Here is a 23032-nt window from a genome sequence, read left to right as displayed (position 1 = left end):
CCGGCGCTCGGCTCCACGGCCCTGCAACAGGTCAGAACTTGTAGCGCACGCCGAACATGTAGCGTGGGCCGGTCTGGGTGGCGTAGCGCAGCATGTTGGTATGGCGCGAGTACGTGCGCATGGTCTCGTCGGTGAGGTTGATCGCCTCCAGGCTCAGTGTCAGCTGGTCACTTACCGCGTAGCTGATGTTCAGATCGAGCTGGCCATAGGCGGCAGTGTAGTTGGGATTGGGCCCCTGGCCGCCGATGCCGTTGAGGAACTTGTCGCGCCAGTTGTATGCCGCGCGGATCTGCCAGGCATTCTTGTCATAGAAGGCGACAACGTTGGCCGAGTCGCTCAGGCCGATCATCGGGTACTGGTCACCCAGGCTCAGGTTGTTGAAGGTCAGCCCCGACTTCACCTTGGTGTAGTTGGCCGCTACGCCGAAACCGGACTGGCCGAACAGGTGCTGTACCGCCACTTCCCAGCCATCGAGATGGTCCGAGTGCTGGTTGGCGGGCACGGTGACGTCGAAGCCGGCGATCGGATCTCCCGGCAGGCCGGTGATGGTGCCGGTCTTCTGACCCGCCGAATTGGTGCCGGTGTAGGTCACGCCGGGATCGCCGGCATGGTTGGTGAAGATATAGTCGCGGATGCAGGGCATGTCGGTGGTGCCGCAGCCGGAGGCCAGTGCCTCGTTCCAGTACGCACCGCCCACCGGGGTGTGCAGCGTCCCGGTGTTCTCGCGCACGATCGTGTCGCTGATGAAGTTCTTGATGTTCTTGCGGAAGAATCCAACCGAGGCATAGCTGGCCTCGCCGTAGTACCACTCCAGCGACAGGTCGAAGTTGTCCGAGATCAGCGGTTCCAGGCCCGGGTTGCCACGACTGGCGGTACCGCCCTGGGTGCGCACGATGTCGGCCAGCGACTGGCCGCTCTGGATCTGGGTCCAGCTGGGACGGCCCAGCGTGCGGCTGTAGCTGCCGCGCAGTGCCAGCGATTCGCTGAGGTCCAGCTTCAGGTCGACGTTGGGCAACACGTAGTCGTACTTGCCACGGCCACCGATGAAGCTGCTGTCGGCCGCATAGACGATGTTCAGCTCGTTGGCCGAGCCCCAGCTGATACCGGTGGGCACGCGAACCATCGCGTTCGATTCCACTTCGGTGCGCTCATAGCGCACGCCGGCGGCTACGTGCAGCGGCATCGACCAGTCAAAGCTGGTGCGGTACTGCAGGTAGGCACTGCGGGTCTTCTCGGTGGTGCGGATGTCCTCTGAATACTCGCTGGGCGCGTAGTAGCAACTGGGGCATGCCGGATCGGATGCGGTGCCGACCTGCGCGGCGCGATCGATCAGGCGGTCGAAGTCGAAGACCAGGAACTGGCCGGTCAGGCGCGGATCGCTGTGGCCGGAGAATGCCTTGAAGTACTTGGCCATGTTGTCCGCATACCAGATGTCATCGGCGTAGTCGGACGGCGTTCCCAGGCCACCCCAGGTATTGCGCTGCATGATCGCCGAGGCCGAGCGGTTCTCCACCTGGGCGTGGCCGATGCCGAAGTCCAGGGCCGAATAGTCTGCGAAGCGGAAGGTGCCGCGGCCCTGGTACTGCTGCACCTTGGACTTGTTGTAGCTGTTCTGGAATACCGACCCGGTCACCAGCGCATCGGATGCCTGCACGCCACCGGGCGGCAGGGCGATGTTGATGATCGGCAGGTCGCCGCTGTAGTCGACCGTGGTCTTGCCGCGCACGAAGGCGGCCACGCCCAGCACACCGGCAGAACCATACGGGCTGTCCGGCTTCGATTCGGCGGTGGAGTTGTGCGCATCGAACGACAGGTCCAGCGCATCGTTCACTTCCCAGTCCACGTTGAAGCCCAGCGAATGCATGCCGGTCTTGGTGGCCAGCTTGGCGCCACCCATCGACACATCGGAGTTGGTCATGTCCTCGCTGTAGATGATCGGCGCGGCCACCGGGCCGCTGGTCCAGGTACTGTCGCCGGGGCCGTAGTTGAACCATACCGACAGTTCGCTACGCTGCTGCTGCACCTTGTTCTCGACATAGGTGTAGTCCAGCGTGGTCGTCACATTGTCGGCCGGCTTCCACTGGAACGTAGCCTGCGCGTTGGTGCGCTGGCGCTGCACGCCATTGACGTTGTAGGCGGTGTTCTGCGGGCGTGCGTACACATCGTCCGGCCCGGGCCGGTTGGTGATGCGATCGGCGTAGCCCTGGCCAGGCTGCGGCAGCGCACGCCAGTCCGTGGTGTTGTTGCCGTACAGGGTCGCCCAGCCCTCGGCCACCGTGGCCTGGTTGAAGCCCGAATCGCGCTCCTGATGGCTGGCACTGAGGGTCACGCCGAAGCGGTCATCGGCGTAGCGCTGGCTGAAGATGCCCGACAGCTCGCCGGTGATGTTCGAGCCCTGCAGCGTGCGCGGCAGGTTGTCGTTGGATGAATCATTGACCGCCTTCAGGCCCAGGCTGATCACCGGCTCCGATTCCAGCGGGCGCATCGTCTTGATATTGATGGTGGCGCCGATGCCGCCAGCCGGATTGTCGGCGCGGCTGGTCTTGTACACCTCAACGGCCGAAACCGATTCGGATGCGAGGTTGGCGAAGTCGAACGAGCGCGAGCCGTTGAGGCCGCCACCGCCGTTGCCAAGGTTGGATGCAGGCATCTGTCGGCCATTCAACAACACCAGGTTGTAGTCCGGGCCGATGCCGCGCACGGTCACCTTGGAGCCTTCGCCGCTGGAGGTGCGGTCGATCGACACGCCACTGATGCGCTGCAGCGACTCGGCCAGGTTGGTGTCCGGGAACTTGCCGATGTCCTCGGCGACGATGCCATCGACCACGCCCTGGCTGTCGCGCTTGAGGTTCATCGACGACTGCAGGCTGCCGCGGATACCGGTGACCTGCACGGTATCGAGCGTCGCTGGGTCGGCAGGGGCGGCGGCGGGCGCGTCCTGTGCCCAGGCCGGAGCGGCCAGTGCTGCAAGCAGCGCGGAAGTGAGCATCGTCTTGCGAGGTACTGCCGTGTACGTCTTCATGGAAGCTCCCTCCCCAGGGAATTCGGTTGTGTCGGTGCGGCGCTGTCGTGATCGCGGTTACTGCACGTGGCCGGATTGGAGCGACGGTTGACAGCGTTGTCAACAAACTGCCATCAAGTGCGCCTGACCAGCGGTCGTGCCGGCCGTGATGTAACCGTTGCCATGGGCCCGCTCGCACCGATGAATTGCCTTAAAGGAAGGCATCTGCAGCGGTTTTCAAGGTATGACAGCGCTGCCAATCCGATTGCGGAAAAGCGTTGTGCGGTGCAGAACGAAACTGCGCGGATGGCGGTGCGGAACCTTGCCAGGACGGGGTGCAGCGAGCTGACAGCGCTGGACAACCCGGAGCGGCGTCGCATGTCGCACATGACCGATGGATGGCTTTAATCACTGACCGGGAGGACAGGCTTTGGACACAGCAACGACCGTCAGCGGACAGCACGTGCAGGGCAATACCCGCGCGCTGGCTGTGGTGACCGCGATCTTCTTCATGTGGGGCTTCCTCACCTGCCTCAACGACATCCTCATTCCGCACCTGAAGGCCGCCTTCGCACTGACCTGGGTGCAGGCGATGCTGATCCAGTTCACCTTCTTTGGCGCGTATTTCCTGATGTCACTGCCGGCCGGCCGGCTGGTGGCGGCGGTCGGCTACAAGCGCGGCATCGTCGCCGGCCTCGCGATCGCCTGCGTGGGTGCGCTGATGTTCTGGCCGGCGGCGGCCGCACACGTGTACAGCCTGTTCCTGGCGGCGCTGTTCGTGCTGGCCACCGGCATCACCGTGCTCCAGGTGGCCGCCAATCCATACGTTGCGCTGCTCGGTGACGAGCGCACCAGCTCCAGCCGGTTGACCCTGGCGCAGGCGATGAACGCGCTGGGCACGACGCTGGCGCCACTGTTCGGCGGCCTGCTGATCCTCTCGGCGCAGCCACGCAGCGAGGATGAGCTGGCCCTGCTGCCGCAGGCCGAAGCACTGGCCTATCGTGCGGCCGAAGCACAGTCGGTGCAGCTGCCGTACTTCGGCCTGGCGGTGGCGCTGTTCCTGCTGGCCGTGGCGATCTGGATGTTCCGCCTGCCCACCATTGCGGGCGTGGAGGGGCGCATCAGCGGCGAAGGCCGCGTGTGGGATGTGCTGCGCCATCGCCACGTGCGCCTGGGCGTGCTGGCCATCTTCTGTTACGTCGGTGCGGAGGTATCCGTCGGCAGCGTGCTGGTTAACTTCCTGTCCTCGCCGGGCATCGGCCAGGGCCTGTCCGAACAGGAGGCCACCGGCTATGTCTCGCTGTATTGGGGCGGTGCGCTGGCCGGCCGCCTGGTGGGTGCCGCACTACTGGCACGCTTGGACGCACGCCAGTTGCTTGGCCTGTTCGCACTGATGGTGATGGTCTTGCTGGGCATCACGGTCACCGCCAGTGGCGGTATGGCCAAGTGGGCCGTGGTCAGCATCGGTCTGTTCAACTCCATCATGTTCCCGACCATTTTCGCCCTGGCCATCGCGCGCCTCGGCGCACTCACAGGAAAGGCCTCCAGCTTGCTGGTGATGGCCATCGTTGGTGGCGCGGTCATTCCGCTGGCGATGGGCTGGCTGGCCGACAGCTACGGCCTGCAGGTGTCTTTCCTGCTGCCGATGCTGTGCTACGTCTACATCGCCTTCTATGCATGGAACGGCTCACGGCTACCGGCGCCGTGAGCCACGTGTTGCCGTTGTCAGCGCCGGCGTGGCGCGGCAGTCGATTCGCGATCCAGCACCGCATGTTCAACCGTGATCATGCGACCAGCGGCCTCGGCACGGATGTGCTCGATCAACTGCTCGGTTGCCAGCCGGCCCATGTAAGCGGTCGGCTGGCGCACCGTGGTCAGCGCCGGGTAGATGTGCCCGGCGATCGGCGTATCGTCGAAGCCGCACACCGACAGATCGCGTGGTACGCGCAGGCCACGCTCGCCAGCCACGCGGTACACCGCCGCGGCCATGTCATCGTTGGCCGCGAAGATCGCCGTTGGCGGGTCGACCAGGTCAAGCAGGGTATTGGCGGCGTCCACGCCCGATTCGAACGAAAACTGGCCTTTGACCACCAGCTCCGGGTCGTAAGCGATGCCGGCCTCGCGCAGCGCCTGGCGGTAGCCGGCGTGGCGCCACTGGCAGGCCCCATGTGCGCGTGGGCCCTTGATGTGGCCGATGCGCCGATGGCCCTGCGCGACCAGGTGGCCAATCAGTTCGATCACCGCTGTGGTCTCATCCATGCGTACGCCGATGCGGCCTTCCGGGTGGCGCGGCGCGATGCAGGCGAAGGGAATTTCATGCTCCTCCAGATAGGACAGCACCACCTCGTCATCGGTCAGCGGCGGGATCAGCACGACGCCGTCGGGGCGCGAATTCTCGAACAGCGCGGCCAGGTCGGGCAGGGTGCGGCGGCCGGTGCCGACCGGGCCCAGGATCAGGTTGTAGTGCTGCGCATGGCAGGCTTCCAGCATGCCGCTCTGGATTTCCATCAGGTAGTTGCGCGAGGGATTGTTGTAGACCAGCGCCAGCGCATACGAGCGCTGGCCGGCCAGGCTGCGTGCCGACGGGTTGGGCTTGTAGCCCAGCCGTGCCACGGCCGACAGCACCCGTTCGCGGGTCTGCTCGCGCACGTTCGGCTCGTGGTTGAGCACGCGGGACACGGTCTTGATCGAAACCCCGGCAACGGCGGCGACATCCTCGATTCGACTGCGCATGGTGCGATGGATCCTCCTGGAAGGCGGCGGGCACGCGGCGATGGTAGAGCGTGGTGGCCCGGTCGGTGTTGCCGAAGCAGGCGGATGTTGCCACGACAGGAGGTGCGCTGGCACGTCCCGATTCCTTGTCGCGATGCAACACACGGGCACCACTGTAGCGCGCTTGTGATGTGCCGGGGCCCGTGGTTGAGGGGCGGCCACCACAGCGCGCACGAGCAACGATTGACAGTACGGGAGCGGGCTTATATGACAGCGCTGTCAGGAACGGCACTCAGGTGCCCGCGCTGTCGTGCTGCTGCAGCCCCGCACGCCAGGAACTTCATCCACGGAGGTAGAACCCAGTGAATCGCCCCACCCAGACCCTTCTTGCCAGCTGCCTGCTGGCGGCCCTTGCCGCGCCCGCCGGTGCCGCACCGGCCAGCGGCGAACGCCTGCAGGACTGGCCGCACGTGCAGAGCGCGATCACCGCCGACGCGGACATCGAAAGCCGCGTGCAGAAGATCCTTTCGCAGATGACGCTGGCGCAGAAGATCGGGCAGATGACCCAGGCGGAAATCAAGACGATCACGCCCGAGCAGGTGCGCCGCTACTACATCGGTTCGGTGCTCAACGGCGGCGGCTCCTGGCCGGGCATGGACAAGCACGCCAGCGCGCAGGACTGGCTGAAACTGGCTGATGCGTACCACGCCGCCTCGCTGTCAACAGACGCGAAGACGCCGGTGCCGGTCATCTGGGGCACTGACGCAGTGCACGGCCACAACAACGTGCTGGGCGCGACCCTGTTCCCGCACAACATCGGCCTGGGCGCGGCCGGTGATCCGGAACTGATCGAGCGCATCGGTGAGGCGACGGCGCGTTCGGTGCGCGCCACCGGCATCGGCTGGGTGTTCGCGCCCACCCTGGCCGTGGCCCACGACCCGCGCTGGGGGCGCACCTACGAAAGCTATTCGTCCGATCCGGCGGTGATCCGCAGCTTCGCCCATGCCTACGTCAAGGGCGCGCAGGGTCGCTTCCACGACGACGGCAACGTGATCACCACCGCCAAGCACTACCTGGGCGACGGCGCCACCGACAACGGTCGCGACCAGGGCGAGGCGTTGGTCGACAAGGCGACGATGATCAACGTGCATGCACAGGGGTATTACGGCGCGCTGGCCGAAGGCGCGCAGACAGTGATGGCGTCCTTCAACAGCTGGAACGACCGCGCCGCCGGTATCGACTACGGCAAGATGCACGGCAGCAAGGCACTGCTGACCGATGCACTGAAGGACAGGATGGGCTTCGACGGCTTCGTCGTCTCCGACTGGAACGGCATCGCCCAGGTGCCCGGCTGCCGCAACGACAGCTGCGCGCAGGCCATCAACGCCGGCATCGACATGGTGATGGTGCCCGACGACTGGAAGGCGTTCATCGACAACACCATCGCGCAGGTCAAGAGCGGCGAGATCCCGGTGGCACGCATCGACGATGCGGTCACCCGCATTCTGCGGGTGAAGCTGCGCGCCGGGCTGTTCGAGCGCAAGCCGTCCGACAGCCGCTATGCCGGTGATGCCAGCGCAGTGCAGCACCGCGACCTGGCGCGCCGCGCGGTGCGCGAATCGCTGGTGCTGCTGAAGAACGAAGGCAAGCTGCTGCCGTTGCGCCGCGATGCGCGCGTGCTGGTGGTCGGCAAGGGCGCCGACAGCATCGGTGACCAGTCCGGTGGCTGGTCGCTGACCTGGCAGGGCACCGGGAACAACAACGCCGATTTCCCCAATGCCGATTCGGTGCTCGGTGCGCTGCGCGCGGAACTGGGCGCAGACAAGGTCAGCTTCAGCGTCGACGGCCAGGGCGTCGATCCGAAGGCCTTCGATGTGGTGCTGGCGGTGATCGGTGAGACGCCGTATGCGGAAACCAACGGTGACATCCTCGCCTCGGACACCGTGAGCCACAGCCGCGCCTACCCGCAGGATCTGGCCGCGCTGAAGGCCGCGGCGGCGACTGGCAAGCCGGTGGTGACGGTCTACATGTCCGGTCGGCCGATGTACACCAACGACCTGCTCAACCTGTCCAGCGCCTTCGTTGCGGCCTGGCTGCCGGGCACCGAAGGCAAGGGCGTCACCGATGTACTGGTGGCGGGCAAGGGCGGAACGCCCGCGCATGACTTCCGCGGTCGCCTCAGCTTCCCGTGGCCGAGCGTGCCTTGCCCGGCGCCGATCGACCAGCCCGATGCGAAGAAGCCGCCGCTGTTCCCGCTGGGCTATGGCCTGAGCTACGCCAGGAGCGGCAAGGTTGCTACGCTGGGCGAGGCCAATCCGGACAGCTGCGGTGAAGTGACCCTGCTGCCCATCTTCAACCGCGCCGACACCCCGCCGTTCGCTCTGCACGTGGCCGCGGCCGGTGCCACCCAGCCGCTGGGCAACGATCTGAATTCCACGCTGCGCTGGCCGACCGCCACGCCGGTGGTGCAGGTGCGCACCGTGCAGGTGAACACCCAGCAGGACGCCAGGGAAGTGACGTGGCTGGCCCCGGCGCAGCTGATCGCGCGCAGTACCTCACGCCGCAACCTGGGCGCGCTTGCGCGCAGCAATGGCGCACTGCAGTTCGACGTGCAGCTGGTGAAGCGCCCGGCATCGCCGGTGAAGGTGACCATGCAATGTGGCACCGGCTGCGAAGGGGGAGTGGACATCGCCCCGCTGCTGGGCAAACTTTCGCCCGGGCAGAAGCAGACGGTGACCGTGCCGCTGGCGTGTTTTGCAAAGCAGGGTGTGGATCTGGGCGCGGTCGAAGCACCGTTCGTGGTGAGCGCGGACACGCCGTTCGCCGCGGCGTTCACCCAGGTCAAGCTGACCGCCAACACGGCCAATTCGGAGGGCGCGGTGGCCTGCCCGTGATCTGGATGGATGCGCCGGGCCATGCCCGGCGTGTCTGTGACCGCGCGCGGTGATGCATTCCGCCGGGCATGGCCCGGCGCTACCGGTAGATCCACGCCACGCGTGGATGGGCCGTCCCGAAAACAAAAAAAGCCCCGCAGTGCGGGGCTTTTCTCTTACCGCTTCATCGAACCGAAGAACTCGTCGTTGGACTTGGTGTTCTTCATCTTGTCGAGCAGGAATTCCATCGCGGCCATTTCATCCATCGGATGCAGCAGCTTGCGCAGGATCCAGATCTTCTGCAGCAGTTCCGGCTCGATCAGCAGGTCTTCGCGGCGGGTGCCGGAACGATTGATGTCGATGGCCGGGAACACGCGCTTTTCAGCGATGCGGCGGCTCAGGTGCACTTCGCTGTTGCCGGTGCCCTTGAACTCTTCGTAGATCACCTCGTCCATCTTCGAGCCGGTGTCGACCAGCGCGGTGGCGATGATGGTCAGGCTGCCGCCTTCTTCCACGTTGCGCGCGGCACCGAAGAAACGCTTCGGGCGGTGCAGGGCGTTGGCATCGACACCACCGGTCAGCACCTTGCCCGAGCTCGGCACCACGTTGTTGTAGGCGCGGGCCAGGCGGGTAATCGAGTCCAGCAGGATCACCACGTCCTTCTTGTGCTCGACCAGGCGCTTGGCACGCTCGATGACCATTTCGGCCACCTGCACGTGGCGCGCGGCCGGTTCGTCGAAGGTCGAGCTGATGACCTCGCCGCGCACGGTGCGCTGCATTTCGGTCACTTCTTCCGGGCGCTCGTCGATCAGCAGCACGATCAGGTGCACGTCAGGATGGTTGGTGGTGATGGCCGTGGCCACCTGCTGCATCATCATCGTCTTGCCGGCCTTCGGCTGGGAAACGATGAGCGAGCGCTGGCCCTTGCCCTGCGGCGCCATCAGGTCGAGGATGCGGCCGGTGATGTCTTCCGACGAACCGTTGCCACGCTCCAGGGTGAAGCGGCGGCGCGGGAACAGCGCGGTCAGGTTCTCGAACAGCACCTTGTTCTTCGATGCTTCCAGCGGCTCACCGTTGATGGTGTCCACGATCGACAGCGCGAAGTAGCGCTCGCCGTCCTTGGGGAAGCGGATGCGGCCGGACAGGTGGTCGCCGGTGCGCAGGTTGAAGCGACGGATCTGGCTGGGCGAGATGTAGGTGTCGTCCGGGCCGGCCAGGTAGCTGGCTTCGGCCGCGCGCAGGAAGCCGAAGCCGTCCGGCAGGATTTCCAGCACGCCGTCGGCGGCAACGCCGTCACCATGGCGGGTCAGCACCTTCAGCAGGGCGAAGATCACGTCCTGCTTGCGCGCGCGCGCCACGCCTTCGGAGATCTGCAGCTGCTCGGCGATCTCCAGCAGCTTCTGTGCCGGCATGCGCTTGAGGTCGCTCAGCGAGTAGACCGGGAAACCTTCCGGCACGCTGGCATGCGGACGCGGCACGAAGGGCTGCTGCTCGCCGTTGTCGTTGGGCATGCCGTCATCGCGGAAGCGTCCACCGCCACCGCCGCCGTTGCGATCACGATCGCGGCGGTTGCGGAAACGGTCGCGGCGATTGCCCTGGCCCTGACCCTGCTGGTTCTGGTTGTACGGGTTCTGGTTCTGGCCACCACCCTGGTGGTTCTGCTGCCGCGGCTGGCCGGATTCGCGGCCCTCACCACCGTCACCGCCGCCACTGCTGGCAGGCGCCTCGGCGGCGGGCGCGCTCGGCGCGGGAGGCGCTGCAGCCGGTGCCGGCGCTTCGGGCGCGGCTGCCAGCGGCAGGGTGGGCTGCGCCGGGGTGGCGCTGGTTTCGGCGGCGGCCGGAGCGGCAGCCTTGGCTACGCGGGGCTTGCGCACGCGCTTTTCGGCGGGCGCTTCGGCGCTGCCGGTTTCGGGAGTGTTATCGGACAAGAGCGTTATTCCTCGCTTGAAGGTGCGAGCGCCCGGCTGGGGCGGCGAACGTTGGGAATGGGTCTGGAAGAAACTGCGTCCAGAGGGTGCGGCACGCGAACGCGGCCGGATATGCCGACACTATCATCGGCCCGCGGCGCCGTGCAAGGGTCACCGGGAACTGCATTCATGCTGGCGCGGTATGCGCCCACCGGCAGCCGCGGGTGGCGGCCGCCGGTGTTGTCACGCAGGATCAGGCCAGAGCCTTGTCCAGCAGGCCGGCCAGCTGGGCCTTGCCCACCGCGCCGATCTGCTCGCCGACCTTCTCGCCGTCCTTGAATACGACCAGGTACGGAATCGAGCGCACGTGGTACTTGGCGGCCAGCGCACGGTTGTGGTCGACGTTGACCTTGGCGATCTTGGCGCGGCCCTGGTAGGCGTCGGCCAGTTCGTCCAGCGCCGGGGCGATCATCTTGCACGGGCCACACCACTCGGCCCAGAAATCGACCAGCACCGGCTCCTTGGAATTCAGCACTGCGCTATCAAAGTCGGCGTCGCCGACATGTACAACCTTGTCGCTCATCTTGGTTTCTCGTCTTGGATTGCACCCGGCGAAGCCGGAGGTGGGTGAACTGGGCCATGCCCGGTGGCGCGACCCTCGTCGTTGCCTCGCGGCGCACTGCCGCGGTGCGTTCGGCGGGATGCCTGGACGCTCACGGCCGGCAGTGTACCCCTATCGCAGGGCAGGGACAGGCGCCGGCTGGAACCCAGCGTATCGTGATCGCTTCGATGCCTGATATGTGTCGGATTTCACTGTCCTCCTGTACATGGGGTTGGCAGGGGGCGACACCAGCGCCTCCGGCAGGGCTGTTCAAGTCCGGTGTTGCTGGGTGAAGGGTCAGCGTCTCCCTGCGTGGTGAGACGCGTCATTCCGGTTTGTCGGCCCGAGTGCGTTAAACTGGAACATTGAGCGGCGCGCGGACCCGGTGGTCCCGGCCCGCCGACCCGCCGCAGGGGCCGCAGTTTGCGACGGTGCCCCCAGACGATGCAGTGCCGCCCGCCCGCTGGCCGGTGGCCATACCAAGACGGACTCATGAGCGACAAACCGCTGACCGATTTGACCTTTTCCTCCTTTGAGCTGCATCCGGCCCTGCAGGCTGGCCTTGAAGGAGCCGGATTCACCCGCTGCACCCCGATCCAGGCACTGACCCTGCCGGTCGCGCTGCCCGGTGGTGATGTTGCCGGCCAGGCCCAGACCGGCACCGGCAAGACGCTGGCATTCCTGGTCGCTGTCGTGAACCGCCTGCTGACCCGTCCGGCCCTGGCCGATCGCAAGCCGGAAGACCCGCGCGCGCTGATCCTTGCGCCGACCCGTGAACTGGCCATCCAGATCCACAAGGACGCGGTGAAGTTCGGTTCCGACCTGGGCCTGCGCTTCGCGCTGGTCTACGGCGGCGTCGACTACGACAAGCAACGCGAGCTGCTGCAGCAGGGCGTGGACGTGATCATCGCCACGCCGGGTCGCCTGATCGACTACGTCAAGCAGCACAAGGTGGTTTCGCTGCACGCCTGCGAGATCTGCGTGCTGGACGAAGCCGATCGCATGTTCGATCTCGGCTTCATCAAGGACATCCGCTTCCTGCTGCGCCGCATGCCTGAGCGCACCACCCGGCAGACCCTGTTGTTCAGCGCCACCCTCAGCCACCGCGTGCTGGAGCTGGCCTATGAGCACATGAACGAGCCGCAGAAGCTGGTGGTCGAGGCCGAGACCATCACCGCCGCCCGCGTGCGCCAGCGCATCTACTTCCCGGCCGACGACGAGAAGATCCCGCTGCTGCTGGGCCTGCTGTCGCGCAGCGAAGGCGCCCGCACCATGGTCTTCGTCAACACCAAGGTGTTCGTCGAGCGCGTGGCCCGTTCGCTGGAAAAGGCCGGCTACCGTGTCGGCGTGCTGTCCGGTGATGTGCCGCAGAAGAAGCGCGAGAGCCTGCTCAACCGCTTCCAGAAGGGCCAGCTGGAAATCCTGGTGGCCACCGACGTGGCTGCGCGCGGCCTGCACATCGACGGCATCAAGTATGTCTACAACTACGACCTGCCGTTCGATGCCGAAGACTACGTGCACCGCATCGGTCGTACCGCGCGCCTGGGTGAAGAAGGCGATGCGATCAGCTTCGCCTGCGAGCGCTACGCGATGGGCCTGCCGGACATCGAAGCCTATATCGAGCAGAAGATTCCGTCCGAGCCGGTCACCAAGGAACTGCTGACGCCGCTGCCGCGCCCGGAACGCCCGGCCCCGGCGGCAGGCGAGGAAGGCGATGACAACGAAAGCGTCGGCCAGATCTTCCGCGAAGCGCGCGAAGCCCGCGCCGCCGAGGAAGAGCGTCGGGGCGGTGGCCGTAGTGGCGGCCGTTCAGGCAGTGGCGGTGGCCGCGGTGGTCGTGACGGCGAGCGCAGCGGCGAACGTCGCCCGCGTGGCCCGCGCAAGCCGCGTGTGGAAGGCGAGCAGGCTGCCGCCACCCCGGTTGCTGGCGCCGAGGCTGCCGTGACCCAGGCCCCGCGTCCGCCGCGCCCGCCGCGTGCCGAAGGTGCACCGGACGTGGCAGTGGATGGCGAGCACAAGCCGCGCAAGCGCCGTCGTCGTCGCCACGGCCGTCCGGTCGAAGGCGCCGAAGGCGTGCAGGCCACGGCCGGCAATGGCGCCAGCCCGGTCACCCCGGTGCAGGTGGTGGCCAAGCCGGTGCGCACCGCCGCCGATACCGGTGATTCGTTCCTGACCCGCATCGGCCGCAAGATCCGCCGGATGCTGTCGGGCAGCTGATCGGCGCCGCCGATCAGCGGGTAGCGCCCGACCGTTGGTCGGACGACCTTGAAGGGTGTGCCGACCAACGGTCGGCACCCACCGAGCCGAGCATTGGCTCGGCTCTACAGCCTTGATGCCGCAGGTAGCGCCGGGCCATGCCCGGCGAGCGCAGCGGCAGATCGAAAAATCCGCCGGGCATGGCCCGGCGCTACCGATCCGCGGCGCCGCTCCTGCATAATCGGGGTATGAGTGTCCTGCGCTTCGACAATGTCAGCAAACAGTACGCCGGTGGCCACGAGGCGCTGACCGATGTCAGCTTCGAGGTCGCGCCGGGCGAGATGCTGTTCGTCACCGGCCATTCCGGTGCGGGCAAGAGCACCCTGCTCAAGTTGATCCACCTGGACGAGCGGCCCAGCCGCGGCGCGGTGGTGTTCGACGAGCGCAACCTGCTGAAGGTGCGCGGCGGCGATGTGCCCCGCCACCGTCGCGCGGTCGGTGCGGTCTACCAGGACCACCGTTTGCTGATGGACCGCTCGATTGCCGAGAACGTGGCACTGCCGCTGATCCTGCGCGGTACCCGCCGTGGCGACATCAACAAGCGGGTGCGCTCGGTGCTGGAGCGGATGGGCCTGGGCCATCGCGAGAAGGCGCTGCCCTCGCAGTTGTCCGCCGGTGAGCAGCAGCGCGTCGGCATCGCCCGCGCCATCGTCGGCGAACCCAAGCTGCTGGTGGCCGACGAGCCGACGGGCAACCTCGACCCGACCCTGGCGGCGGAGATCATGGCGTTGTTCGCCGAGCTGCCTTCGCGCGGCACCAGCGTGCTGGTGGTCAGCCACGACCTGCCGCTGCTGCGCCGCATGCGCAAGCGCGTGCTGATCCTCGATCACGGCCGGCTGGTGGATGACATCTCGCCGCAGGACCTGGCGGAGTAACCATGGCGAAGAACGAAAACAGCGAAGCCGCCGCCCCGTCGCGCGTGGGTGTCTGGTTCCAGCACCACGTACACAGCGTGGTGTTCAGCCTGGGCCGCGCCTGCCGCAAGCCGTGGGCGACCCTGCTGACGGTGATGGTGATGGCGCTGGCGCTGGCCCTGCCGCTGGGCCTGTCGATCGCGCTGGACAACCTCAAGCAGTTCGCCGGCAGCGTGCAGCAGTCGCGCGACATCAACGTGTTCCTGAAGGGCAATGTCGATGGCCCCGGCGCGCTGCGCCTGGCCGGGCAGCTGCGCGACCGCGACGACGTTGCCGAAGTGAACGTGCGTACGCCCGAGCAGGGCCTGCAGGAACTGCGCGATGCCGGCCTCGGCGAGGCGATCGACGCGCTCGACGACAATCCGCTGCCCTCGCTGCTGGTGATCACTCCCGGCCAGGGCAAGGACGATGCGCGCCTGGCGCGCGCGCTGGAAAGCCTGCCCGAGGCCGACCTGGTGCAACACGATGCGCTGTGGCGCCAGCGCCTCGATGCCTGGCTCGCCTTTGGCGCGCGGCTGGTGCAGGTGCTGTCGGTGCTGCTTGGCGTCGGTGCCGCATTGGTGGTCGGCAACACCGTGCGCCTGGACATCCAGGCCCGCCGTGAAGAGATCGGCGTGCTGCAGCTGCTGGGCGCCAGCGATGGCTTCATCCGCCGTCCGTTCCTGTACCTGGGCGCCTGGTATGGCTTGGGCGCTGGCGCGGTGGCGCTGGCCCTGATCGCTGCCGCCGGTGCCGCGCTGCGCATGCCGCTGGCCGAACTCTCGCGCAGCTACGGCAGCCCGTTCGTGCTGCACGGCCTGGACCTGCTGCATGGCGGCCTGGTCCTGCTCGGCACGCTGCTGCTGGGCTGGCTGGGGGCGTGGCTGGTGACCGGCCATTTCCTGCGCCAGACCCGACCGACCGACACCTGAGACCGGCATGCAACCGCAAGCGTTGAAGCACCTTGAGGGGCCCGCGACGCGGGTGATGGTGGTCGATGGCTCGAAGCTGGTACGCAAGCTGATCGCCGACGTGCTGAGGCGTGACCTGCCGGGCGTGGAGGTGATCGGCTGCGACAGCATCGAGGAAGCGCAGCAGGCGCTGGCACAGGGTCCGGTGGACCTGGTGACCACCTCGCTGACCCTGCGTGATGGCGACGGCCTGGCATTGGCGCGGATGATCCGCGAAGCCGCTGGCCAGGCCTATGTGCCGGTGATCGTGGTCTCCGGAGATGCCCAGCAGCATCTGGAGCAGCGCCGCTTCACCGAGTACGTCACCGATTATTTCGACAAGGCGCTGGGCCATGAGGCACTGGCGACCTTCATCCGCGGCTATGTGCAGCCGCAGACCATTCCCGGCGCCACCATCCTCTATATCGAGGACAGCCGCGTGGTGGCCGAGGCCACCAAGCGCATGCTCGAACGCCAGCAGCTGAACGTGCTGCACGTGGTCAGCGCCGAAGAGGCGTTCACCCTGCTCACCGCCGAGTCGCTGGGCCGCAGCCGCCACCGCATCGACCTGGTGCTGACCGACGTCACCCTGAAGGGTGAACTGAGCGGCCGCGACGTGGTGCAGCGCGTGCGCGTGGACTTCGGCTACGGCAAGCGCCGCCTGCCGGTGCTGGTGATGACCGGCGATGGCAATCCGCACAACCAGACCGGGCTGCTGCAGTCCGGCGCCAACGACCTGGTGCTGAAGCCGATCGAAGAACGGCTGCTGGTCACCAAGGTGCTGTTCCAGCTGCGGCTGGCCCGATTGAATGATGGACCCCTGATTCGATGATGGATGAAGTAGCCGACACCCCGACGATCCAACTGGAACCGAGCTGGAAGCAGCATGTCGGCGATTACCTGCTGCAGCCGCAGATGCGCGAGCTGTCCAGCTTCCTGCGCCAGCGCAAGGCCAGTGGCGCGGCGGTGTTCCCGCCCGGCCCGCAGATCTTCGCCGCGTTCGATGCCACGCCGTTCGAGCAGGTGAAGGTGGTCATCCTCGGCCAGGACCCGTACCACGGCCGTGGTCAGGCCCATGGGCTGAGCTTCTCGGTGCCGCCGGGCGTGCCGGTGCCGCCGTCGCTGCTGAACATCTACAAAGAGATCGAGAGCGATCTCGGTATCCCGCGCCCGGACCATGGCTGCCTGATTCCGTGGGCCCAGCGTGGCGTACTGCTGCTCAATGCCGTACTGACGGTGGAAGAGGGCAAGGCCGGCGCCCATCAGGGGCGCGGCTGGGAAGGCTTCACCGACCACGTGGTGGACGTGCTCAACCGCGAGCGCGAAGGGCTGGTGTTCATGCTGTGGGGCGCCTACGCGCAGCAGAAGGGCAAGGTCATCGACACCCGTCGCCATCGCGTGCTGAAGTCGCCGCATCCGTCGCCGCTGTCGGCCCATCGCGGCTTCCTCGGCTGCCGCCATTTCTCGATGGCCAACGAGTACCTGCAGCGTCGCGGGCAGGCCCCGATCGACTGGTCGCTGCCGCCGCGTTCTGCGCTCTGAGCGGGCCGGGCAGTGGCCCGGCGCCGCCAGCGATGGATCAGTGGCCCGCTGCTGGCGCGATATCCGCGCGCCGATAGTAGGCGCGCGCGCCTTCGGCGATCACGCTCAATGCCTGCACGGTGCCATCGCCGCCGCGATGGAACAGCAGTTCCGCGCCCGCACTGCCTGCCAGGAAGCGGACGGGCGTCAGCGCCTGCAGTGCGACTGGTGCATCACGCCCGGGCAAGCGCAACTGCAGTCCAGCATCGACCGCCTGCACGTCCAGGGTGGCGGCGTCGAACCAATCGGCCAGGCCACTGCGCAGATCCATGGGCAGGGCTTCATCGAGTACGAAGCGGCCGCTGAAGCGCGCATAGCCATCCACCAGCAATGCGGGATCCAGCGTGCGGATGACCGGCTTGGCGTTGTGGCCGAGTGCATCGGACAGGGCATTGCGGATCTCCCCACGCAAGGCAGGGCCGTTGTCCCCATTGGTCAGGATGACGAATCCATCGCCGCTCTCGGGGTAGCCTTCGATGCCTGCGTGATAGCTGTCGTTGCTGCCGTTGTGGAAGAAGCGGCGACTGGCGCCAGCGCCGGCCAGCTCCGGGCCCAGGCCACGGCCGGCCGGTGCCACTTCGCTGACCATCTGCAGGGCCAACGACTGCGGCAGCCATCCATCCGTGGTGCGGATGCTGCGCAGCAAGGCCGCGACGAACAGGCCCATGTCATTGGCGCTGGTCCACAGCCCCGACGCCGCCTGTTCTGGAAAGCTCTGCCAGCCGCGTGGCAGGGCCTCCGGCAGGCCCTTGTTGTCGTGCGCATGGGCAACGTTGCCGTAGCCGGCAGGCAAGGGATTCTGATACGTGCTGCGCGACATGCCCAGTGGCGAGAACACCTCGCGTTGTGCGACCTCAGCGAATGCTCTGCCGGTCAGATCTTCGATCGCCAGCTGCACCACCGTGTAGCCGCCACCGGAATAGTCGACCTGCTGGCCGGGTGCGTGGATCAGGCGTACCGGTTCATTTTTTGCAGGCGCCAGTCCATCCAGTGTCTGCAGCAAGGTCGGAAGGCGTTCGGCGGGCTGGTAGTCCTGGAAGCCATGCACGTTGAAGCCGGCAGTGTGCGAGAGCAGCATGCGCAGGTTGATCGGCGGGTGCTGTCCCTGCGAATCGGCAGGCAGGTGCCAGCGGCGGAGGCGATGGTCGATGTTCTCCTCCAGCGAGACCTTGCCGGCAGCAACCAGCTTCAGGGTGGTCGCCGCAGTGCCCATTTTGCTGACCGAGCCGACCGAGAACACGGTATCGGCATCCACCGCGTCGCGCGTGCCCGCCTGGCGCAGGCCGTATCCGGCGGCGTACACCACCTTGCCATCGCGGATCACCGCAACGGCGGCACCCGGTACCTTGTAGTGGGCGAGGCGTTCTTCGATCGACCACTGTGGCAGCGCGGCGCCCAGCTGCGCGGTGCTGGGGCGTAGGCCACGGGCCATTGCCTGCGCAAAGCGCGCAGCGTCTTCAGCGCTGGCGTCAGTGGCCATCACGTGGAACGGGGCAAGGGAGACCAGCAGCGAACACAGCAACAGGCGGTTCATCATCGACATCCTTGCAGGAGTGGAAGAAGGGCGGGATCGGCGCACGCGGTGCCACGCACGCCTGTCGCGTCCAGTCGTTGCGGGTGGAACGGGTTACCGCCGCAGCGCAGGAGGCGATGCGGCGGAGGAGTCAGCGTCGTTCGCGGCGGGCGCCCTGCGCCAGCAGGTAATCGCGCACGGCCGCGTTGCCAGCCTGGTTCAGCGGTGTCCGCCAGCGCCCCAGCCAGCCGTCGGCTTCCACGCCCAGGTTGATGTCGGCGCCGTGAGCAAGCAGGTACTGCACGGTGACCAGGTGCCCTTCGCGCGAGGCATTTATCAGCGGTGTCTCGTCATAGGTCACGACCCGGTTGACGTCGGCACCAGCCTGCACAAGCTGCTCGACGATGGGTTGCAGGCCCAACGCGGAGGCGACGATCAACGGATTGCCTTCGCCCAGCGCGGCACGATCGGGGTCGGCGCCCAGTTGCAGCAGCGTGTCGACCATCGCCGGATCGCGTGCACGGATGGCCTGGATCAGCGCCGTGCCATCACCGAGCACGCGCGCATCAAGATCGACGCCGGCCGCCGCCAACAGACGGACCTGCGCGACGTCATGCGTGCTGGCGGCTTGGAACAGCTTGATGACGCGCGTATCGGAGGCGCTGGCAGCCGGTGATGGGGCGAGCCGTGGTGAGATGGCCACGGCGGTGCCGGTGCAGGCCAGCAGAAGCAGCAGGCCCAGCCCCAACAGGCTGCGGTGCCGGGGTGTGGGTGACCCGGCGTCCACCAGCTGATCAATGCGCTGCGCCAGCTGGCTGCGCGCACTGAACATACCCAGTGCAAGCGTCGGCGCCTCCTCGCGCAGGGCCTGCAGCTGTTCGACGCTGGCCAGCAGCGAACCTGCATAGTCCAGCGGTTCGCGTGCCTGCATCGCAGCGCGTGCATCACAGGCCATCTCGCGCAGTACCGCCAGGCGTGCCTGGGCAAGGTGCAGGAGCGGATTCCACCAGAACAGTGCTGTTCCCGCCCGCAGCAGCGTGCTTGTCCACAGGTCGCGCCGTTGCAGGTGTGCAACCTCGTGGCGGACGATGTCGCGCAGCACATTGTTGTCCAGGCGTGCCAGCAAGGGGCGGGGCAGGAGGATCTGCGGGTGCCACAGGCCGACGACCATCGGCCCGTCGACGGCGCAGGTGGCGATCGTCACGTGGGCGGGCACGATGTCGGCCAGGACCGCGCGCAGTCCGGCGGTCGCCGGTTGCGCCAGCCGCCGCAGCCGGCGTGCGTGCAGCGTCGCGTCCAGCAGGCGCATGCCCAGCCACAGGGTGCCCAGCAGCCACAGCAGTGCAAGCAGTGTCGGCAGGGTCTTCGGCAGTTCGACGTAGTAGATGTCGGGCTGTCGTCCGGCTTCGAAGATGGCTTCTTCCGCTGTTGCCCCTTCGCCGGGCATGGGGTGGAACGCGGCCGCGGGCGGTGCCGGTGCGGGCAGGGTGGTCGACCAGCCCGGCAGGAAGGCACTGAGTGGCAGCAGCAGGGCCGCTGCCATCGCTGCGGCCAGCAGCCAGGAACGTTGTTCGGCACTGAGGGCCCGCCGCCGTGCCAGCCACAGCGCGGGCAGCAGCACGATTGCGGACAACAGCAACTGTCGTACGCCCAATGCCATCGCCAAGTCGATGAGGTTCATTCCTTCCTCCCGGCCCTGGCATCGCTGACGCGCTGCTGCAGTGCCTGCAGTTCGTTGCGGTCGATTTCGCGTTCGTCCACCAGGTGCTGTGCCAACACGTTCGGTGAGCCGTCGAAGAACTGATGCAGAAGATGGTCAAGCGCTTGCCGGCGGGCCTGCTCGCGGCTGAGCGTGGCGTGATAGATGTAGGCGCGACCTTCCTGGCGATGACTGACAAAGCCTTTCTTCGCCAGCACGTTGAACATGGTCAGCACCGTGGTGTACGCGACCGGCTTGTGTTGGCCGAGCACATCCGCCACATCGCGCACGGACGCTTCGCCCTTGTCCCAGAGGATGTCCAGGATGGCCTGCTCGGCGGGAGTGGGATTCTGCGAGACAGGGCGGGCCATGCGCTTCTACGTATGAATTAGTTGATGCATCGGAGCATGTCGCCGGGTGGCTGTCAACGGGTTTATTAGTAGTAAAGGGTCAACCCTCAGCCCTCGGGCCTGAACACCGGGCAACGTCTCCTGGCCTGAATGGACCTCCAGGACGGCCCGTTCAGCTCCGCTTGACCGGAAATCGCCGGTTTCCGGTGGGTAATTGATTGAATTCCAAGGGATTGTGAATCCCGAAAAGCGTGCTCGCCACTGTCATCAAATCGCGCTACGGTAGGGCTCTGTTTGGGACCAGTGTTGCATCAATAGGATGCTGGAACTTTTTCCTCCTTTAGCAGTCCAAATCCCGGACTGCTAAGATGGGTGCCTATGAGCCAGAACACCTCTACTGCCCTTGTGGCAAACAATCTCCCGATTCCCAGTGCGCTCGGTTCGCTGGACGCCTACATCGGTGCCGTGCACCAGATCCCGGTGCTGTCGGTCGATGACGAACAGGACCTGGCCCGTCGCTTCCGCGACGGCAACGATCTGGACGCCGCTCGCGAGCTGGTGCATTCGCACCTGCGCTTCGTGGTGCACGTGGCCCGTGGTTACAACGGCTACGGCCTTGCGCTGGGCGACCTGATCCAGGAAGGCAACATCGGCCTGATGAAGGCGGTCAAGCGCTTCGACCCGGAGATGGGCGTGCGCCTGGTCTCCTTCGCGGTGCACTGGATCCGTGCCGAGATGCACGAGTTCATCCTGAAGAACTGGCGCATCGTCAAGGTCGCCACCACCAAGGCGCAGCGCAAGCTGTTCTTCAACCTGCGCAAGTCGAAGACCCGCCTGGGCTGGATGAACGCGGCCGAAGTCAGCGCCGTCGCCAAGGACCTGAACGTGTCCGAGCGCGAGGTCATGGAAATGGAATCGCGCCTGTCCGGTCGCGATATCGGTTTCGATGCGCCGACCGATGAAGACAACGACCACGCGCCGCCGTCGCCGGCTGCGTATCTGGTGGCCAATGACGAAGATCCGTCGATGGCCTACGAGCGCGAGGACAGCGAAGACAACCAGATGCAGCTGCTGCGCGAAGGCCTGGCCGAGCTGGATGCCCGCTCGCGCGACATCATCCGCCGCCGCTGGCTGGATGCCGACAGCAAGGTGACGCTGCAGGAGCTGGCCGACGAGTACGGCGTATCGGCCGAGCGTATCCGCCAGGTCGAAGCGAACGCGCTGAAGAAGATGAAGGCGCTGTTCACCGCGTAAGCGGGAGGGCGTTGGAACGAAGAAAGGCCCGGCATCGCCGGGCCTTTCTCGTTTGTGGGGCTCATCCACGCATGGCGTGGATCTACCCAGGCGGTGTGGCGCCCGTACGGCCACGCCATGCGTGGCAGCGGCGTCGGCCTCACCCCTCGCGTGCGATCGCGCGCCAACCAATGTCGTTGCGGTGGAACTCGTTGGCCCACGTCACCTTGGCCACGCCCGCATAGGCGTTCGTCTGTGCATTGCGCACGCTGTCGCCCAGTGCGGCCACGCACAGCACGCGGCCACCCGCACTGACGACCTGGCCCTGTGCATCCAATGCGGTACCGGCATGGAACACCTTGGCACTGGCCGGCACTTCGTCCAGGCCGGAAATCACGTCACCGGTGATCGGTGCTTCCGGGTAGGGCTTCGCGGCCAGCACTACGCCCAGCGACGGGCGCGCATCCCAGTGTGCTTCCACCTGGTCCAGCCGGCCATCGATGGCGGCTTCCACCAGTTCCACCAGATCCGACTGCAGGCGCAGCATCACCGGCTGGGTTTCCGGGTCGCCGAAGCGCACGTTGAATTCGATCACCTTCGGCGCACCGCTGGCATCGATCATCAGGCCGGCGTAGAGGAAACCGGTGAACGGGATGCCGTCGGCAATCATGCCCTGCACGGTGGGGTTCACCACCTCGCGCATCACACGGGCGTGCACCTCCGGCGTGACCACCGGAGCGGGCGAGTAAGCGCCCATGCCGCCGGTGTTGGGGCCGGTGTCGCCGTCGCCGACGCGCTTGTGGTCCTGCGAGGTGGCCATCGGCAGTGCATGCACGCCGTCCACCATCGAAATGAAGCTGGCTTCCTCGCCGTCGAGGAATTCCTCGATGACCACGCGCGCGCCGGCATCGCCGAAGGCGTTGCCCGAGAGCATGTCATGCACGGCATCTTCGGCTTCGGCCAGGGTCATCGCCACGATCACGCCCTTGCCCGCGGCCAGGCCATCGGCCTTGACCACGATCGGTGCGCCCTTCTCGCGGATGTAGGCCAGCGCGGCGTCCACCTCGGTGTGCACGGCGTAGAACGCGGTCGGAATGTTGTGGCGGGCCAGGAAGTCCTTGGCGTAGGCCTTGCTGCCTTCCAGCTGCGCGGCAGCGGCGGTCGGCCCGAAGATGCGCAGGCCGGCGGCGCGGAAGCGGTCGACCACGCCGGCCACCAGCGGCACTTCCGGGCCGACCACGGTCAGCGCCACGCCTTCGGCCTGGGCCAACGCCAGCAGGCCGTCGATATCGGTCACCTTCACCGCAACGTTGCGGCACTTGTCTTCGCTGGCGGTGCCGGCGTTGCCGGGCGCCACGATCACTTCGGTGACACGGGAGGACTGGGCCAGCTTCCATGCCAGGGCGTGTTCGCGGCCGCCAGAGCCGATGACAAGTACGTTCATCACGAGATTCCAGATTGCG

At 66.7% G+C, this 23032-nt stretch carries 16 protein-coding genes; 8 read left to right on the top strand and 8 right to left on the bottom strand.

What is annotated here, in order from left to right; translation table 11 throughout:
* Window positions 1-31: 31 nt before the first annotated feature.
* The gene (locus ACZK2G_RS19725) at window positions 32-3022 is read right to left on the bottom strand and encodes a TonB-dependent receptor (protein WP_046986061.1); all 2991 of its coding nucleotides are present in this window, start codon (window positions 3020-3022) and stop codon (window positions 32-34) included.
* Between the two features lie 490 nt (window positions 3023-3512).
* Between ACZK2G_RS19725 and ACZK2G_RS19720 the strand changes: the two genes are divergently transcribed.
* Window positions 3513-4709, top strand: coding sequence for a sugar MFS transporter (locus ACZK2G_RS19720; RefSeq protein WP_337302403.1), 1197 nt, complete (start codon window positions 3513-3515; stop codon window positions 4707-4709).
* 17 nt (window positions 4710-4726) lie between these two features.
* Here the strand turns inward: ACZK2G_RS19720 and ACZK2G_RS19715 are convergent, their stop codons facing one another.
* Window positions 4727-5734 (bottom strand): LacI family DNA-binding transcriptional regulator, encoded by a 1008-nt coding sequence (locus tag ACZK2G_RS19715; protein WP_046986059.1) that lies wholly within the window; start codon window positions 5732-5734, stop codon window positions 4727-4729.
* Between the two features lie 341 nt (window positions 5735-6075).
* Here ACZK2G_RS19715 and ACZK2G_RS19710 point away from each other — a divergent pair, with 341 nt between their 5' ends.
* The gene (locus ACZK2G_RS19710) at window positions 6076-8607 is read left to right on the top strand and encodes a glycoside hydrolase family 3 protein (protein ID WP_295379553.1); all 2532 of its coding nucleotides are present in this window, start codon (window positions 6076-6078) and stop codon (window positions 8605-8607) included.
* Between the two features lie 155 nt (window positions 8608-8762).
* On the opposite strand, the gene rho is transcribed toward ACZK2G_RS19710, so the two are convergent.
* Window positions 8763-10514 (bottom strand): transcription termination factor Rho, encoded by a 1752-nt coding sequence (gene rho, locus ACZK2G_RS19705; protein ID WP_253078614.1) that lies wholly within the window; start codon window positions 10512-10514, stop codon window positions 8763-8765.
* 232 nt (window positions 10515-10746) lie between these two features.
* Window positions 10747-11076: a thioredoxin gene (trxA, locus tag ACZK2G_RS19700; protein WP_005411275.1), complete on the bottom strand. Its 330-nt coding sequence runs from the start codon at window positions 11074-11076 to the stop codon at window positions 10747-10749.
* 510 nt (window positions 11077-11586) lie between these two features.
* Between trxA and rhlB the strand changes: the two genes are divergently transcribed.
* From rhlB to ung, 5 genes are all read left to right on the top strand, one after another.
* Complete coding sequence (rhlB, locus tag ACZK2G_RS19695; protein WP_046986056.1) at window positions 11587-13311, top strand: ATP-dependent RNA helicase RhlB; 1725 nt, start codon at window positions 11587-11589, stop codon at window positions 13309-13311.
* Window positions 13312-13538: 227 nt separating this feature from the next.
* Entirely contained in the window at window positions 13539-14225 is a 687-nt protein-coding gene (gene ftsE, locus ACZK2G_RS19690; protein WP_005419728.1) for a cell division ATP-binding protein FtsE, read from the top strand.
* A gap of 2 nt (window positions 14226-14227) precedes the next feature.
* Window positions 14228-15175 carry a permease-like cell division protein FtsX gene (ftsX, locus tag ACZK2G_RS19685; RefSeq protein ID WP_136639413.1) on the top strand — a complete coding sequence of 316 codons (948 nt, stop codon included), beginning with the start codon at window positions 14228-14230 and terminating at the stop codon, window positions 15173-15175.
* 7 nt (window positions 15176-15182) lie between these two features.
* Complete coding sequence (locus ACZK2G_RS19680; RefSeq protein ID WP_012512286.1) at window positions 15183-16025, top strand: response regulator; 843 nt, start codon at window positions 15183-15185, stop codon at window positions 16023-16025.
* Complete coding sequence (ung, locus tag ACZK2G_RS19675; RefSeq protein WP_005419723.1) at window positions 16022-16735, top strand: uracil-DNA glycosylase; 714 nt, start codon at window positions 16022-16024, stop codon at window positions 16733-16735. The genes ACZK2G_RS19680 and ung overlap by 4 nt, the downstream gene beginning before the upstream one ends.
* A gap of 37 nt (window positions 16736-16772) precedes the next feature.
* On the opposite strand, the gene ACZK2G_RS19670 is transcribed toward ung, so the two are convergent.
* The 3 genes from ACZK2G_RS19670 to ACZK2G_RS19660 form a co-directional block, all read right to left on the bottom strand.
* Window positions 16773-18308, bottom strand: coding sequence for a serine hydrolase domain-containing protein (locus ACZK2G_RS19670; protein ID WP_430766324.1), 1536 nt, complete (start codon window positions 18306-18308; stop codon window positions 16773-16775).
* Between the two features lie 130 nt (window positions 18309-18438).
* Window positions 18439-19968: a M56 family metallopeptidase gene (locus ACZK2G_RS19665; protein WP_478474171.1), complete on the bottom strand. Its 1530-nt coding sequence runs from the start codon at window positions 19966-19968 to the stop codon at window positions 18439-18441.
* Window positions 19965-20357 (bottom strand): BlaI/MecI/CopY family transcriptional regulator, encoded by a 393-nt coding sequence (locus ACZK2G_RS19660; protein ID WP_006397459.1) that lies wholly within the window; start codon window positions 20355-20357, stop codon window positions 19965-19967. Before ACZK2G_RS19660 ends, ACZK2G_RS19665 begins: the two co-directional genes overlap by 4 nt.
* A gap of 357 nt (window positions 20358-20714) precedes the next feature.
* On the opposite strand from ACZK2G_RS19660, the gene rpoH reads away from it, so the two are divergent.
* Window positions 20715-21590: an RNA polymerase sigma factor RpoH gene (gene rpoH / locus ACZK2G_RS19655; protein ID WP_136639410.1), complete on the top strand. Its 876-nt coding sequence runs from the start codon at window positions 20715-20717 to the stop codon at window positions 21588-21590.
* Between the two features lie 139 nt (window positions 21591-21729).
* On the opposite strand, the gene purD is transcribed toward rpoH, so the two are convergent.
* Window positions 21730-23013: a phosphoribosylamine--glycine ligase gene (gene purD / locus ACZK2G_RS19650; protein ID WP_478474170.1), complete on the bottom strand. Its 1284-nt coding sequence runs from the start codon at window positions 23011-23013 to the stop codon at window positions 21730-21732.
* Between the last annotated feature and the right edge of the window lie 19 nt (window positions 23014-23032).

It is taken from the genome of Stenotrophomonas sp. 107298_Sma, from assembly GCF_056480345.1.
Note: the sequence above shows the minus strand (reverse complement) of the source record. Positions and strands in the feature narration are given on the sequence as shown.

What these genes read in the sequence shown, in the direction of transcription:
- ACZK2G_RS19725 (WP_046986061.1), bottom strand. Translation starts at nt 3,022, where the DNA reads ATGAAGACGTACACGGCAGTACCTCGCAAGACGATGCTCACTTCCGCG.
- ACZK2G_RS19720 (WP_337302403.1), top strand. Translation starts at nt 3,513, where the DNA reads ATGTGGGGCTTCCTCACCTGCCTCAACGACATCCTCATTCCGCACCTG.
- ACZK2G_RS19715 (WP_046986059.1), bottom strand. Translation starts at nt 5,734, where the DNA reads ATGCGCAGTCGAATCGAGGATGTCGCCGCCGTTGCCGGGGTTTCGATC.
- trxA (WP_005411275.1), bottom strand. Translation starts at nt 11,076, where the DNA reads ATGAGCGACAAGGTTGTACATGTCGGCGACGCCGACTTTGATAGCGCA.
- rhlB (WP_046986056.1), top strand. Translation starts at nt 11,587, where the DNA reads ATGAGCGACAAACCGCTGACCGATTTGACCTTTTCCTCCTTTGAGCTG.
- ftsE (WP_005419728.1), top strand. Translation starts at nt 13,539, where the DNA reads ATGAGTGTCCTGCGCTTCGACAATGTCAGCAAACAGTACGCCGGTGGC.
- ftsX (WP_136639413.1), top strand. Translation starts at nt 14,228, where the DNA reads ATGGCGAAGAACGAAAACAGCGAAGCCGCCGCCCCGTCGCGCGTGGGT.
- ACZK2G_RS19680 (WP_012512286.1), top strand. Translation starts at nt 15,183, where the DNA reads ATGCAACCGCAAGCGTTGAAGCACCTTGAGGGGCCCGCGACGCGGGTG.
- ung (WP_005419723.1), top strand. Translation starts at nt 16,022, where the DNA reads ATGATGGATGAAGTAGCCGACACCCCGACGATCCAACTGGAACCGAGC.
- ACZK2G_RS19670 (WP_430766324.1), bottom strand. Translation starts at nt 18,308, where the DNA reads ATGAACCGCCTGTTGCTGTGTTCGCTGCTGGTCTCCCTTGCCCCGTTC.
- ACZK2G_RS19665 (WP_478474171.1), bottom strand. Translation starts at nt 19,968, where the DNA reads ATGAACCTCATCGACTTGGCGATGGCATTGGGCGTACGACAGTTGCTG.
- ACZK2G_RS19660 (WP_006397459.1), bottom strand. Translation starts at nt 20,357, where the DNA reads ATGGCCCGCCCTGTCTCGCAGAATCCCACTCCCGCCGAGCAGGCCATC.
- rpoH (WP_136639410.1), top strand. Translation starts at nt 20,715, where the DNA reads ATGAGCCAGAACACCTCTACTGCCCTTGTGGCAAACAATCTCCCGATT.
- purD (WP_478474170.1), bottom strand. Translation starts at nt 23,013, where the DNA reads ATGAACGTACTTGTCATCGGCTCTGGCGGCCGCGAACACGCCCTGGCA.